Here is a 12,989-nt window from a genome sequence, read left to right on the forward strand (position 1 = left end):
CCTCACGCTCACGCTCGGACAACACCAGCTCGGCCAACCGCGGCCCCGGACGCCCCATGCATATCAAACGACGCATCAACGACTCAGGTCACTAGGGCCAATACCGCTGTTTTAAGGGGTTCTCTGGGGTCTGCTGGTGGGTTTGGTGGGTGGCATCAGGGTGACGGTGTGAGCCGGTGGTGGGGGTGGGTTGCGGTGGTGGGGGTGTTTGAGGTGCCAGTTGGACATCTTGCGTTTGATGACGCGGGGGTTGGCTCGTGGCCGTCGGGGCGGCAGGAGCCGTTCCAGCAGTTCACAGCCGGTGTGTATCAGTGCCTGCTTCAGTCGTGAGGGGGAAAGTGCCGCCTGGCCGGTCACGTGGCGGCGGGCGGCGTTGAGGGTGCGGGTGAAAGAGATCCGGTCGGGGTCGAGTCCGGCCTGGTGGGCCGTGTGGTGCATGACATCTCTCAGCGCGTGGTGGACCAGGAGGAGTCCGTAGATCTCCTGCTCGATGCCGTCCGGGTGGCGTGAGCGCAGGACGAGTTGGTGTCCGCCCTGATGGGTCTTGATCTCGTCGAGGGTGTTCTCGATCTCCCACCGCTGGTGGTAGAGGGCGGCGAGCTCGGCCGCGGGAGCCCGGTCTGGGTCGCGAACGGTGGTGACGAGGCGGTGAGACTGTCTCCTCACCGCATTCTTGCGGACCCGCCACAGCAGGTCGGCGCCTGTGTCCGCGGCGGCTCGCCACAGTGCGAAGCCGGTGATGCCCCGGTCGGCGAGCACCAGCATGCCCGGCCCGAGCCGGTGAAGCAGTCCGGGGATCAGGTGCTGTTCGTGGACCGACAGCGGTCCGGTGGCCGCGGCGAACACCGCGTGCGTGCCGCACTCGACCAGGGCGGCGACCCTTACCTGTGGATACGCGCTTTTCTGCTGTCCGCGGCCCCAGCCGGGCCGACCGAAGAAGTCCGCGTTCGCGTCGGTGTCCGGGATATCGAAGGCGGTGCCGTCCACCGCGACCAGTCTCCACTGCCGGTACCAGGCACCCGGCAGTGTCCTGGCCGGCCACCGGCTGGCAGACACGGCCGAACAGCACCTTCAACGGCTCCGGCCCCAGCCGCGCGCGGGCCCGGCCGATCGCCCCGGTCGTCGGCACCCGCCACGGCTTCTCCCACCGCCGGGCCCGCTCCAGCCCTTGAGTCAGCAACCTGGCGACTTCCTCATAACCCTGCCCGGAGAACAGGCACATCGCCAGCGCGAAGTACACCACCACCCGGGCCGGCAGCAGCCGGGACCGCTGTTCCACCCGCCCGCACTCAGCAACCACCTCATCCACCAGCTCCGGTGGGAACACCCGTGTCAGCACCCTCAGCCCGGTCCGACAGCCGCTCACCCGACGACGACTTCACCTGCCCAGGCCTCGGCACACCACACCCAACGACCAACCACCAGCAAAGTCGCCGGTATTGCCACTAGTTGGTACCTGCGCGGCCAGCGGCCTGCATCCGCCGAAACCTCTCGCATGTTTCGGTCACATCCCCCGGAACCGAGCCGGGTCGGCGTCCCAGGCCGCGGTAAGCGTAACGCGAGTGTGGAGCAAGCAAGGGCAAATCGCTTGATTCCGGACGGTTTACTGCGGTGGTGTTTCGGCCTCGTGGCAACTCGGGCCACAGCCTGGCCCCGGCCACCAGGTGCGGACCAGAATGATGACACCGCACCCCGGTAACTCACGTTCCGTTTCCCCCAGAAGGCTTCACGGCACATGCTCACCTCCCTCGGATCCCGCGCCCCCGCGGCGCACTTCTCGCATCTGGTGAGGAGGTGGCCCGCATGCTGCGTCAAGTGACCCGCAAGGCGGCCGGCTGGTTTCTGATGATCGCGATCGCGACCAACGCGACGTATTTCCTTGCCAGTTGGTTCCTCGATCCCCGCTCGAACTACCAAGGTCTGAGGCCCGCCCGCAGCGAGGCGCAGATCGACGTGGCGCTCGCGCCGTACAACCTCGACCCGCGCGTACCCGTGGTACACCGCTGGTGGGACTGGCTCACCTCGGTGGTCCTGCGGTTCGACTGGGGCAAGTCCCCTACCGGTGTCTCCGTGAACGGGGAGATCGGCTACCGGTCGCTGGTCAGCGCCGAGCTGGTCCTCGCCGCCACGGTCCTGTCCGTCGTGGTCGGCGTCGCGCTCGGCGTGTACACCGCGTCCCGGCAGTACGGCTGGGCCGATCGCGTCTCGCAGGCCGTATCCATCGTGGTGTTCAACATCCCGGCCTCCGTCGCCGCGCTCGCCGTGGTCTTCGTCGCCATCTGGCTGAACCAGCACGCGGGGCTGCACTTCCTGTACGTGGCCGGGGAGAACTCCCCCGATGTGCAAGGCCTGTTGCCGACGATTGGCGACCGTCTGCTGCACCTGATCCTGCCCACGCTGACGCTGACCCTGATGGGATACGTCGGCTATCACCTGACGCAGCGCTCGCTGCTGCTCGACACCATCAACGCCGACTTCGTCCGTACCGCGCAGGCCACCGGGCTCACCCGGGCCCAGGCGGTCCGCCGGCACGCCCTGCGCACGGCGCTCATCCCGACGGCGACGTCCGTGGCGTTCAGCGTGCCCGCCGTCTTCACCGGCGCCATCATCACGGAGACCGTCTTCGGCTGGAACGGCATGGGCCGCTATTTTGTGCAGACCATCAGCAAGAACGATGTGCACGGAGCGGTGGCGACGGCCGCCTTCGCCGCGGCCCTGACCGCGATAGGCGCGATCCTCGCGGACATCGCCACGGTCTTCCTCGACCCCCGGGTACGGGTGAGCTGACGTGACATCAGATCTGTCGAACGGCGCCCCCGCGCCGTCGCCCCTGGGCCAGGTGCCCGACGCGGCACTGCTTACCGTACCGCGCGACAAGCGGCGCATCGGTCTGGGCCGGCTCTATCTGAGGCGCTTCCTGCGCAACCGCCGCGCGGTCGCGGGGGTGGTGATCCTGCTGCTGCTCCTGCTGTTCAGCGTGTTCGGCGGCCTGTTCACCTCCTACAGCTACTCCGCCCCCGACTTCGCCGCGCTCACCCAGCCCCCCAGCGCCGAGCACTGGTTCGGCACCAATCAGGGCGGCAACGACATCTACGCCTCGGCCGTGCACGGGCTCCAGCGCTCGTTGGCGATCGCGGTGAGCGTCTCGGTCCTGACCCTGGTCCTGGCGGCGGTCATCGGCTCCGGCGCGGCGTACTTGGGCGGCCGGGTCGAGAAGGCGACCCTCGCGGTCATCCACTTCCTGCTCATCGTCCCCTCGTTCCTCATCCTCGCCCTGGTCTCACACCAGCTGGCCGGTGACTGGCGGGCCCTCATCGTCGTGCTCACCGTGTTCGGCTGGATGTCCACGGCCCGGGTGATCTGGTCGGTGTCGACGTCGCTGCGCGAACGCGACTACGTGACCGCGGCCGAGTTCATGGGGGTGCGCCCGCTGCGCATCATCGTGCGTCACATCATTCCCAACCTCGGTTCGCTCCTGATCGTGAACCTGACGCTGGGTGTGGTCGCGACCGTGCTCAGCGAAACCGCGCTGTCGTTCCTCGGGTTCGGCGTCCAGACCCCGGATGTGTCGCTCGGCACCATGCTCGCCGCCGGTGCGGGCACGGTGACCAGCGCGCCCTGGCTGTTCGCCTTCCCCGCGGGTCTGGTCGTGCTGCTCACCGTGTCGATGACGTTCATCGCCGACGGGCTGCGCGACGCCCTCGACCCCACGTCCGTGACCGGCGCGGCAGGAGGCCGTCGATGACCCTTACGAGCACCCTCACCGACCCGGCACCCCCCACCGGCACCGCCCCCGTCCTGTCGGTACGGGACCTGCGGATCTCCTTCCCCTCCGAGGCGGGCCCTGTCGAGGCGGTGCGCGGGGTCGGCTTCGACCTGCTGCCCGGCCGGACCCTGGGCATCGTGGGCGAGTCCGGCTCGGGCAAGTCGGCCACCGCCATGGGCATCATGGGCCTGCTGCCGCCGTCCGCCACGATGCGCGGCGAGGTGCTGCTCGGCGGACGTGACCTGGTCGGCCTCGGCGACAAGGACCTGTCCGGTGTGCGTGGTAAGTCCATCGGCATGGTCTTCCAGGACCCGCTGTCCGCGCTCACCCCGATCTACTCCGTGGGCCGGCTGCTCTGCGACGCCCTGCGGGTCCACCAGAACCTGACCAAGCAGGCGGCCTGGGAGCAGGCGGTCGAGCTGCTCGACCTCGTCGGCATCCCCGATCCGCGCGAGCGGGCCCGCTCCTACCCGCACGAGTTCTCCGGCGGCATGCGCCAGCGGGTCGTCATCGCCATGGCGATCGCCAACAAGCCGTCGGTGCTCGTGGCCGACGAGCCCACCACCGCGCTCGACGTCACCGTGCAGGCTCAGATCCTCGATGTGCTGCGCCTCGCACAGGAGGAGACGGGCGCGGGCCTGGTTCTCATCACCCATGATCTGGGGGTCGTCGCCGGGTACGCGGACGACATCGCCGTCATGTACGCGGGCCGCTTCGTGGAGCGCGCGGGCGTCGACGAGCTGTTCCGCCGCCCGACGATGCCGTACACCGCGCGCCTGCTCGCCGCCGTGCCGACCGTGGACAGCGGTGTGCACCGGCCGCTCGCCGCGATCGGCGGGGAGCCGCCCACCCCGGCGGATCTCCCGCCCGGATGCCCCTTCGCGAGCCGCTGCGCCGTCGCCCTGGACGCCTGCCGCGTCGAAGAGCCCGCCCTGCGCGAGGTCACGGGGCACGGGCACGTGGCCTGCCTGCGCGCCGAGGAGATCGCCGACGGGACGCTCGATCCCGCCGGGTCCGACGGCGCCGCGGACGAGCACCCGGGCTCCGTGCGCACCGGGACCGGTGACGTGGTGCTCCGTGTCGAGGACCTCGTCAAGACGTTCCCCATCACCAAGGGTGCGCTCCTCAAGCGCCGTGTCGGCACGCTCCACGCGGTGAACGGGGTGAGTTTCGAGCTGCGGGCCGGCGAGACCCTGGGTCTGGTGGGCGAGTCGGGTAGCGGCAAGACCACGACGCTCCTGGAAGTCCTCCGGCTCAGGCGACCCGAGAGCGGGCGGATCGAGATCGCCGGAACCGAGGTGGGCACGGCCCAATCCGCCGCAGGAGTGAGGGAGCTGCGGCAGAACGTCCAGATCGTGATGCAGGATCCGCTCGGCGCCCTCGACCCCCGGCTCCCCGTCTTCCAACTGCTCGCCGAGCCCCTGCAGGCCATCGGCCGGGACCGGGGCGCGATCCGCAGGCGCGTCCACGAGCTGCTGGCACTGGTCGGCCTCGACGAGTCGGTGGGCGACCGCTTCCCGGCCACCCTCTCCGGAGGGCAGCGCCAACGCATCGGCATAGCGAGGGCGTTGGCGACCGAGCCCAAGCTGCTCGCCCTCGACGAGCCCCTCTCGGCCCTGGACGTGTCGGTGCAGGCCGGGGTGATCAACCTATTGGCCCGGCTCAAGCGCGAACTCGGTCTGGCCTATCTGGTGGTGGCCCACGACCTGGCCGTCGTGCGGTACATCTCCGACCGCATCGCGGTGATGTATCTGGGCCACATCGTCGAGACCGGTGACACCGAGACGCTCTTCTCCGACCCGAAGCACCCCTACACCCGGGCCCTGCTTTCGGCGATCCCGGTGCCCGACCCAGAGCGTGAACGCAAGCGTGAACGCGTCGTGCTGCGCGGGGAGTTGCCGAGTGCGGCCCGGCCGCCCGCGGGCTGTGTCTTCGCCGACCGCTGCCCGCTGTACCAGCTGGCCGGCGAGGACGTACGGCAGCGCTGTCGCACGGAACGGCCCGCGCCGAGCGTCGTGGCCGGACAGCCCGGTCACGAGTACGCCTGTCACGCGGCCTGAGCCGCCCCGGCCCCGGATACCCCGGGCCCTCTCCCGCTGATGCGCGCCCACCGAGCCCCCGAACCGAAGAGTCATCCCTACCCGGAGGAACCGACCCCGCAATGCGTTCAAGACTGGCCCTGCCCATCGCCCTCATCGCCGCCGTATCCGTCGCCGCCACCGCGTGCCAGTCCTCCTCCGGGAAGAACTCTTCGGACGCGGCCGCGAAGGACGCCCCCAAGGCGGCGTCGTCGGTCGCCGACTACAACCCGCAGCCGTACGACAACATCAAGGACGGCGGCACCTACACCACCGCCGGCACCTTCGACGACCAGGGCAACCCGTTCAACGTGAACGCGACACTCACCGCGACGCGGGTGTGGTCCTGGTACAACGCCGACGCCATCACCTACTCCCCGACGGGCGAGGTGCAGTACAACCCGGACTACTACAGCGATGTGAAGGTGTCCGTCGAGGGCGGCCACCAAAAGGTCGTCCTGACCATCAACCCGAAGGCCGTCTTCAACGACGGCACCCCGATCGACTGGACCGCGATCGAGGCCACCTGGAAGGCCAACAACGGGTCCGACAAGGCCTTCGCGGCGTCCACAACCGTCGGCTACGACGGCATCACCTCGGTGGAGAAGGGTGTGGACGCCAAGCAGGCCGTCATCACCTTCAAGGGCGTCGACGCCTCCTGGTCCAGCCTGTTCACCACCTTCCTGCACCCGAAGGCCGCCACGGTCGACAACTTCAACCAGGCCTACGTCAAGAAGGCCCACCCCGAGTGGGGCGCGGGCCCCTACACGGTCGGCTCGTGGGACGAGCATTCGGGCAACATCACCTTCGTGCGCAACCCGAAGTGGTGGGGCAAGAAGGGCAAGCTCGACAAGCGCGTGTACGTCAACCTGGAGCCGGCGGCCGCGGTCAACGCTTTCAAGAACGGCCAGCTCGACTACACCTCCGCCGTGGACGCGGAGAGCCTCAAGCAGATCAAGGGCCTGGCCGGCACGGAGATCCGCAGCGGCGGCAGCCCCTTCGAGTACTCGCTGAACTTCAACACCAAGTCACCGATCCTGTCGGAGAAGGCGGTCCGCCAGGCCATCCAGGAGAGCATCGACCGCCCCCAGATCGCGAAGATCCAGTTCCAGGGCCTCGACTACAAGGAGCCGCTGCCGGGTTCCGCCGTGCTGCACAGCTTCCAGAAGGGGTACCAGGACAACGTCTCGGCCGTGCTGAAGTACTCGCCGGACGACGCCAAGAAGACGCTGGACGCCGCGGGCTGGAAGCCGGGGAGCGACGGCGTGCGCGTGAAGGACGGCAAGAAGCTGGAGGTCGGCTACACGCTGCTCGGCGACGACGCGCTGGGCAAGGCGACGGCCGGCGCGCTGACCGAGATGCTCAAGCACATCGGCGCCCGCCTCGTCATCAAGAAGGCCGACAACGCGGACTTCTCCAAGATCCTCAGTGAGCGCGACTTCGACCTCTTCCTGTCGGGCAACCGCTCCATGGACCCGTTCGCCGCCCGCGACCTGTGCGACTACTACTGCTCGGACCACGACTCCAACATCACCGGCTCGGGTACGCCAGAGCTGAACAAGGAGATCACCGCCACCATGGAGATAGCCGATCTGGACGCGCAGAACGCGGCGATCAACAAGGTCGAGCAGAAGGCGCTCCAGGAGTACGCCTTCCTGCCGCTGTTCAGCGGTCCTTCGACGTACGGCGTGAAGAAGGGACTGGCCAACGTGGGCGCGACCATCTTCTACAGCCCCCTCCCGGAGACGGTCGGCTGGCAGAAGTAGCCCGTGCTCCGGCCCCGAACCCCGCTCCGACTGGACCTACCTCTGGTCGGCGCCGGGGCGGTTCCGTCCGGGTCGCTCGGCGGAGCTCCTCGGTCCTGCACGGCCTACGGGACCTACAGGCCCTTGGGGCCGTACAGGGGAAACGGATGGCCCGCGGTCAGCGCCCAATAGCGGTCGCCGTACGACCAGTTCCACCACTCCGTCGGGTAGTTCACCAGGCCCGCGGCCGAAAGCGCCGCTCCCAGCACAGCGCGGTGCTCGCGCGCCTCGACGCCGATAATGTCGTCCGGCCGGGAGCCGGTCTGGTTCTACACGTGTCCGCAGGAGACGCGGCGCGGGCGCTGCCCCGAGTGCGGGAGCCGGCTGTGCGCCCTGGCGGCGGAAAGTCCGCCATCCTGCGTACCATCGCAGCGTCGGGCCCCGGCCGCCCATCGTCCTCGAAGAGGTCAACGCCACCATGAAACAGCTGGCCCGCTACTGGGAGAGAATCCGCGAGGCCGGCGACCCCAAGACCTCCCCGGCCATCGACGCCCTCGCCGAAATCCTCTTCATGGGCCGCCAAGTACACCTGCACGTTCTGCTCGTCGCCCAGTCCGCAACCGCCCGCGCTCTCGGTGGCCCCGAAATGCGCGAGAACTTCGCCACCCGCATCCTGGCCCGCTACACCCAGAACGCCTGGCGCATGCTCGTCCCCGAAGTACACCCCACGCCCAAGAGCACCCAGCACATGGGATGCGCCCAGGTGGTCCTCGGCGGCATCGCGCACGAGACCCAGGTACTGTTCATGACTCACGCCGAGGCCCACGCCTGGGCGATGGGTGTGAAAAGCAGTACGACTCCAGTCGTGTTACCGAAAAAGACGGTTCCACCGGGGCTCGCAACCGGCCTCGCGCCAGGGCTGGCGGGGATGACGATTCGCTGTGAAGTGCCGCGAGCCACCTCGCTGCCACGTAGGCGGAAACCAATAGGCATTCGGGGTTCTGGCCGGGTCGGTGCGGTGTGCTCGCCGAACTCCCATTGCCTGACCGCCCTCCACCACTCACCCCTGGTTGCTACACTGACCCGGAACTGATCACGCGTCGAGGAGACCGGACATGGTGGCGGACGACGACATCTCCGGGTGAGATACCCGGACCGGACAGGCCATCGGCAGGTGCGCGGAAGCGCCGCCGCAGTGGCTTCGTCTGTCGTCCCCCTCTTCCCCCTGTCTGATGCCGAGGCAGAGGTGTCACCCCTGCCTCCTTCCTCACGAGGTCACCTCCATGTCCAACGTTTCCGTCGTCTGCTCGAACCTGTCCTTCGCCTGGCCCGACGACACCCCCGTCTTCCAGGACCTGTCCTTCGCCCTCGGCTCCGGCCGTACCGGCCTCGTCGCACCCAACGGCACCGGCAAGAGCACCCTGCTCAAGCTCGTCACCGGTGACCTGCGGCCCCGCACCGGGTCCGTCTCCGTGGCCGGCACCCTCGGGTACCTGCCGCAGAGCCTCCCACTGACCGGTGACCTCACCGTCGCCGACGTGCTGGGCATCGCCGCGATCATCCGGGCCATCGACGCCGTGGAGTCGGGAGACGTCGACGAGAAGCACTTCACCACCATCGGCGACGACTGGGATATCGAAGAGCGCACCCGCGTCCAGCTGGACCGCCTGGGCCTGGGCGGCCTCGCGCTGGAGCGTACGCTGAGTACCCTCAGCGGCGGCCAGGTCATCACCCTCGGGCTCGCCGCCCAACTGCTCAAGCAGCCGGACGTGTTGCTGCTCGATGAACCTACCAACAACCTCGATCTCGCCGCCCGGCGCAAGCTCTACGACGTGCTGGGGGACTTCAACGGCTGCCTGCTCCTGGTCAGCCACGACCGTGCCCTCCTCGACCGCATGGAACGCATCGCCGAACTCGACCGAGGCGAACTCCGGTTCCACGGAGGCAACTTCACCGCGTACGAGGAAGCCGTCCGCGCCGAACAGGAAGTCGCCGAGAAGAACGTCCGCAACGCCGAACAGGAGCTCAAGCGGGAGAAGCGCGAGATGCAACTGGCCCGCGAACGTGCCGAACGGCGACAGAGCAATGCCGCCCGCAACCTGAAGAACGCTGGTCTGCCCCGTATCTTCGCCGGCAACATGAAGCGTGGCGCACAGGAGTCCGCCGGGCGGGCCGGGCAGATGCACGCGGGCCGGGTCAACGAGGCGGCGGTCAGGCTGGACGAGGCCGGGCGCGCCCTGCGGGAGGAACAGCGCATCACCGTGGACCTGCCCGCCACCCAAGTGCCCGCCGGGCGGAATCTCTTCCTCGGTGAGCGGCTCCGTGTCCAGCTCGGTGACACAGACGTGTTCGCCGGACCCGGAGCCGACCTCACCATCCGAGGCCCGGAACGCATCGCACTGACCGGCCCCAACGGCGCCGGGAAGAGCACCCTGCTGCGCCTGCTCAACGGCGACCTGACCCCGGGGAACGGCGAGATCAAGCGGGCCGACGGGCGCATCGCCTACCTCTCGCAGCGCCTCGACCTGCTGGACCTGGACCGTACGGTGGCGGAGAACCTCGCCGAGTACGCTCCGGAGCGGCCGGAGGCCGAGCGGATGAACCTGCTCGCCCGCTTCCTCTTCCGGGGCGCCCGCGCGCACCTGCCCGTCGGGGTCCTCTCCGGCGGCGAGCGGCTACGCGCCACCCTGGCTTGCGTCCTGTGCGCGGAACCGGCCCCGCACCTGCTCCTCCTTGACGAGCCGACGAACAACCTCGACCTGGTCAGCACGGGCCAGTTGGAAAGCGCCCTGAACTCCTACCAGGGAGCCTTTGTGGTGGTCAGCCACGACGAGCGGTTCCTCCACAACATCGGCGTGAACCGGTGGCTGCGGCTGACCGACGGCAAACTGATGGAGACGGCAGCCCCCGAGATGTGAGCTGACACGCCGACCCGGGCCTCGTCCAGGCGCCCGCCTGTTCCGGACACCGGTTCCGTGCAAGGGCCCCGAGCCCAAGTTGGGCTCGGGGCCGCGCCGGGGGGCGGCACCTGCTGGTCCACGCTCCTTCAGCCCCACAGCACCAGGAGAACGCACACCGCGCCGAGGACGAGCGCGCCGATGGCGAACCCCCAGATCACCTTCCGCTGCCAGGGAGCCACGTAACCGCCCCGCAGCGCACTCCCCATCCGCCCGTACTGCTCGGACCGGCCCATAGGAGTCAACGGCTCCGTCTGTCCCTGCGGCATCCCCTGCGTCCAGTCGGGCCCGGCTCGCGGGTACCGACGACGCCAATGCTCGTCCTCACGCCATGGCAGCGTCATCACGACTGCTCCCTTCGTCGCCTCGGTTGCTTCCGCCTGTCTCCTCACCCGGAGGGGACGGAGTACACCGGGCAGTTCGCCACTGCGGAAGGAGGAGACGAGTAGGGGGCGAACGGGAGCTATCCGAACGGGACAGCCGACTTTCAGGCGGGCCGGGCAATTGACGTCCCTGGACGCCGCACCAGCCAAGGAGGCCAAGCGATGACCGTCTTCACAGCCGCCTCTTGGAACTCCTGGTACTGCAGCAGGGGTTCATCCCCTGTGCTGGCGGTTGTCGTTGTCCTGCTATGGAGGGTGTGGCTGAAGTCGCGTTCTGGACAACTGAGTCGGAATCGGTGTTCGCGCGTGTGGCGGGCAGTTCGGCCGGGCGGAGATCCTGCGGCCTCTGGACGCTCTCCTGCCCCGCCCCGAGCAATTCACGACCCCGTCACCCACGCACTGACCTGGGCGACCTGGAGGAGGCGACGTCAGACCAGTGCACGCCGCCACCACCAAACATGCAGCTCAGGACCCGAACCACCGCTGGAGCACTAGGGGTTTCCCTAAACGGAATGTGGTGTTCTGGCGATCGGCGGCCAGCCACACAGCCGCGAATTCCTGAATCCCTACGAAGGGCAGGTTGTCATGCTGGGAAAAGTGCAGTCGATCGGCAAGGCGATCCAGGCGGTCACGACGTCCGATCCTGCCAACCGCGTCCGACGGCTCTACGAACTCGCCGACCCTGAGAGGCAGTTCGCGCACAGGTCCACTCGCTACATCAACATCGGCTACTGGGAGGAGGGTACCGATGACCCGGACCGGGCTGGTGAGGCCCTCGCCCTGAAGCTCGCCGACATCGCGGGCTTCGAGCCCGCCCACACCGTCCTCGACGTCGGATTCGGCTATGGCGAACAGGACTTGGCCTGGTTACGGGCGAACCGGATCCACAAGGTCTACGGACTGGAAGTGACGCCCCGTCATGTCGAAGGCGCCTGCGCCCAGGCCGAGTCGGAGGGCTTTCAGGAGCGGACCGACTTCCGCGTCGGCAGTGCCACGGAGCTTCCCTTCGATGAGGGCACGTTCGACCGCGTCGTCGCCCTCGACAGCGCCTTGCACTTCTACCCCCGCAGCGCCTTCCTCAAGGAGGCGCTGCGCGTCCTGAGGCCCGGTGGTGTCCTGGCCGCCGTGGACACCATCCCGCTGAGCGGTGACACCCCCCGCGGGAACTTCAGGTCCCCGCGCTTCAGCCTGTACAGGTACAGCGTGCCCGACGCCAACTGGTACGACCGGCAGACCTACGCCCGGGAGCTCCTCGACGCCGGTTTCACCGACGTGGACGTGACGTCGATCCGCGACCGGACATGGGAGGGCTGGTACCGCTACTGGACGGGCTTGGTCGGCGACCCGGACGCCCTGAAGAAACTGCATCCCGAGGCCGCACGGGAATTCGTCAAGGAGTGGAGCGACAAGGAGCGGATCCGGCAGGAACTCGACCTGCTCGACTCCGTCGCGGTCCTCGCGCGCAAGCCGTAGCGGCGCCGGCCGCCGTCTCCCGGCCGAGGGACCAGTAGCCGCCCTGAGGGCCGGACGCCCTCCGGCCCTCAGGGCTGCAGCCTGCCCAGCCGTCCCTCCACCAGCATCAGCAGCTCCGCGAGGGTTTCGGCGAGCTCCGTCTCGCGGGCGGTGCCCAGTCCTGCCAGCAGCAGTGCCTGCTCGTGGCGGAGCGGGTGGGGGATGGGCCGGTCAGTGAGCTCCCGGCTCTCGTCGGTCAGCGGGAGGTGGGCGACCCGGCGGTCGCGGTCGTCGGGTCGCCGTGGCCCGAGCGCGCGCTCCTCCAGGATCCGCGGCCGTTTGGCGACTGCGGCCTCAAGGCGAAGATCTCCCGGGCGAACCGGGCCGGGGGCAGCTCCCGGCCCGTGCGGCGCAGGGTGCCCAGAATGTCGAACTCCGCCCGGGTCGGCTCCTCCTGCACCAGCGGTGCGTCTATGGCCTGCTCCGGCGGCGCGGCACAGCAGTTCAGCCTCGTGCAGGCCGCATTCGTTCTTCGCTGCCTGGAGGCAGGCAGCGCACCCCCTCGGACGTGCGGCCCTTCCATCCACGTAATGTGACGGATCGTCAGC

9 protein-coding genes and 2 pseudogenes are annotated in these 12,989 nt (G+C 68.8%); 7 read left to right on the forward strand and 4 right to left on the reverse strand.

Going from position 1 to position 12,989, the window contains the following annotated elements; translation table 11 throughout:
- Nucleotides 1–330: 330 nt before the first annotated feature.
- Nucleotides 331–1,366: pseudogene (locus ACZ4A5_RS14235) on the reverse strand (IS4 family transposase); the annotation flags it as partial.
- A gap of 437 nt (nucleotides 1,367–1,803) precedes the next feature.
- Between ACZ4A5_RS14235 and ACZ4A5_RS14240 the strand changes: the two are divergent.
- The 4 genes from ACZ4A5_RS14240 to ACZ4A5_RS14255 all read left to right on the forward strand — a co-directional run bounded on the left by ACZ4A5_RS14240 (nucleotide 1,804) and on the right by ACZ4A5_RS14255 (nucleotide 7,610).
- Nucleotides 1,804–2,787, forward strand: coding sequence for an ABC transporter permease (locus tag ACZ4A5_RS14240; protein ID WP_467582458.1), 984 nt, complete (start codon nucleotides 1,804–1,806; stop codon nucleotides 2,785–2,787).
- Nucleotides 2,788–2,830: 43 nt separating this feature from the next.
- Nucleotides 2,831–3,745, forward strand: a complete 915-nt coding sequence (locus ACZ4A5_RS14245; protein ID WP_467582679.1) for an ABC transporter permease — start codon at nucleotides 2,831–2,833, stop codon at nucleotides 3,743–3,745.
- Nucleotides 3,742–5,826, forward strand: coding sequence for a dipeptide ABC transporter ATP-binding protein (locus ACZ4A5_RS14250; RefSeq protein WP_467582460.1), 2,085 nt, complete (start codon nucleotides 3,742–3,744; stop codon nucleotides 5,824–5,826). The genes ACZ4A5_RS14245 and ACZ4A5_RS14250 overlap by 4 nt, the downstream gene beginning before the upstream one ends.
- Before the next feature lie 101 nt (nucleotides 5,827–5,927).
- Entirely contained in the window at nucleotides 5,928–7,610 is a 1,683-nt protein-coding gene (locus ACZ4A5_RS14255; RefSeq protein ID WP_467582462.1) for an ABC transporter family substrate-binding protein, read from the forward strand.
- A 113-nt stretch (nucleotides 7,611–7,723) separates the two neighbouring features.
- On the opposite strand, the pseudogene ACZ4A5_RS14260 reads toward ACZ4A5_RS14255, so the two are convergent.
- A pseudogene (locus tag ACZ4A5_RS14260) lies at nucleotides 7,724–7,894 on the reverse strand (M15 family metallopeptidase); the annotation flags it as partial.
- A gap of 173 nt (nucleotides 7,895–8,067) precedes the next feature.
- Here ACZ4A5_RS14260 and ACZ4A5_RS14265 point away from each other — a divergent pair.
- Nucleotides 8,068–8,682, forward strand: coding sequence for a hypothetical protein (locus ACZ4A5_RS14265; protein WP_467582464.1), 615 nt, complete (start codon nucleotides 8,068–8,070; stop codon nucleotides 8,680–8,682).
- 190 nt (nucleotides 8,683–8,872) lie between these two features.
- Nucleotides 8,873–10,507, forward strand: a complete 1,635-nt coding sequence (locus ACZ4A5_RS14270) for an ABC-F family ATP-binding cassette domain-containing protein (protein WP_467582466.1) — start codon at nucleotides 8,873–8,875, stop codon at nucleotides 10,505–10,507.
- A 128-nt stretch (nucleotides 10,508–10,635) separates the two neighbouring features.
- Here ACZ4A5_RS14270 and ACZ4A5_RS14275 read toward each other — a convergent pair whose 3' ends face one another.
- Nucleotides 10,636–10,815: a hypothetical protein gene (locus tag ACZ4A5_RS14275; protein ID WP_467582468.1), complete on the reverse strand. Its 180-nt coding sequence runs from the start codon at nucleotides 10,813–10,815 to the stop codon at nucleotides 10,636–10,638.
- A 699-nt stretch (nucleotides 10,816–11,514) separates the two neighbouring features.
- Between ACZ4A5_RS14275 and ACZ4A5_RS14280 the strand changes: the two genes are divergently transcribed.
- Complete coding sequence (locus tag ACZ4A5_RS14280; RefSeq protein WP_467582470.1) at nucleotides 11,515–12,402, forward strand: class I SAM-dependent methyltransferase; 888 nt, start codon at nucleotides 11,515–11,517, stop codon at nucleotides 12,400–12,402.
- Between the two features lie 235 nt (nucleotides 12,403–12,637).
- Here the strand turns inward: ACZ4A5_RS14280 and ACZ4A5_RS14285 are convergent, their stop codons facing one another.
- On the reverse strand, nucleotides 12,638–12,841 hold the full coding sequence (locus ACZ4A5_RS14285; protein ID WP_467582472.1) for a hypothetical protein: 204 nt from the start codon (nucleotides 12,839–12,841) through the stop codon (nucleotides 12,638–12,640).
- Nucleotides 12,842–12,989: the final 148 nt, after the last annotated feature.

It is taken from the genome of Streptomyces sp. NPDC025618, from assembly GCF_055558795.1.

Excerpts from the sequence above, each read along its gene's own strand:
- ACZ4A5_RS14240 (WP_467582458.1), top strand. The coding sequence starts at position 1,804 with ATGCTGCGTCAAGTGACCCGCAAGGCGGCCGGCTGGTTTCTGATGATC.
- ACZ4A5_RS14250 (WP_467582460.1), top strand. The coding sequence starts at position 3,742 with ATGACCCTTACGAGCACCCTCACCGACCCGGCACCCCCCACCGGCACC.
- ACZ4A5_RS14255 (WP_467582462.1), top strand. The coding sequence starts at position 5,928 with ATGCGTTCAAGACTGGCCCTGCCCATCGCCCTCATCGCCGCCGTATCC.
- ACZ4A5_RS14265 (WP_467582464.1), top strand. The coding sequence starts at position 8,068 with ATGAAACAGCTGGCCCGCTACTGGGAGAGAATCCGCGAGGCCGGCGAC.
- ACZ4A5_RS14270 (WP_467582466.1), top strand. The coding sequence starts at position 8,873 with ATGTCCAACGTTTCCGTCGTCTGCTCGAACCTGTCCTTCGCCTGGCCC.
- ACZ4A5_RS14275 (WP_467582468.1), bottom strand. The coding sequence starts at position 10,815 with ATGCCGCAGGGACAGACGGAGCCGTTGACTCCTATGGGCCGGTCCGAG.
- ACZ4A5_RS14280 (WP_467582470.1), top strand. The coding sequence starts at position 11,515 with ATGCTGGGAAAAGTGCAGTCGATCGGCAAGGCGATCCAGGCGGTCACG.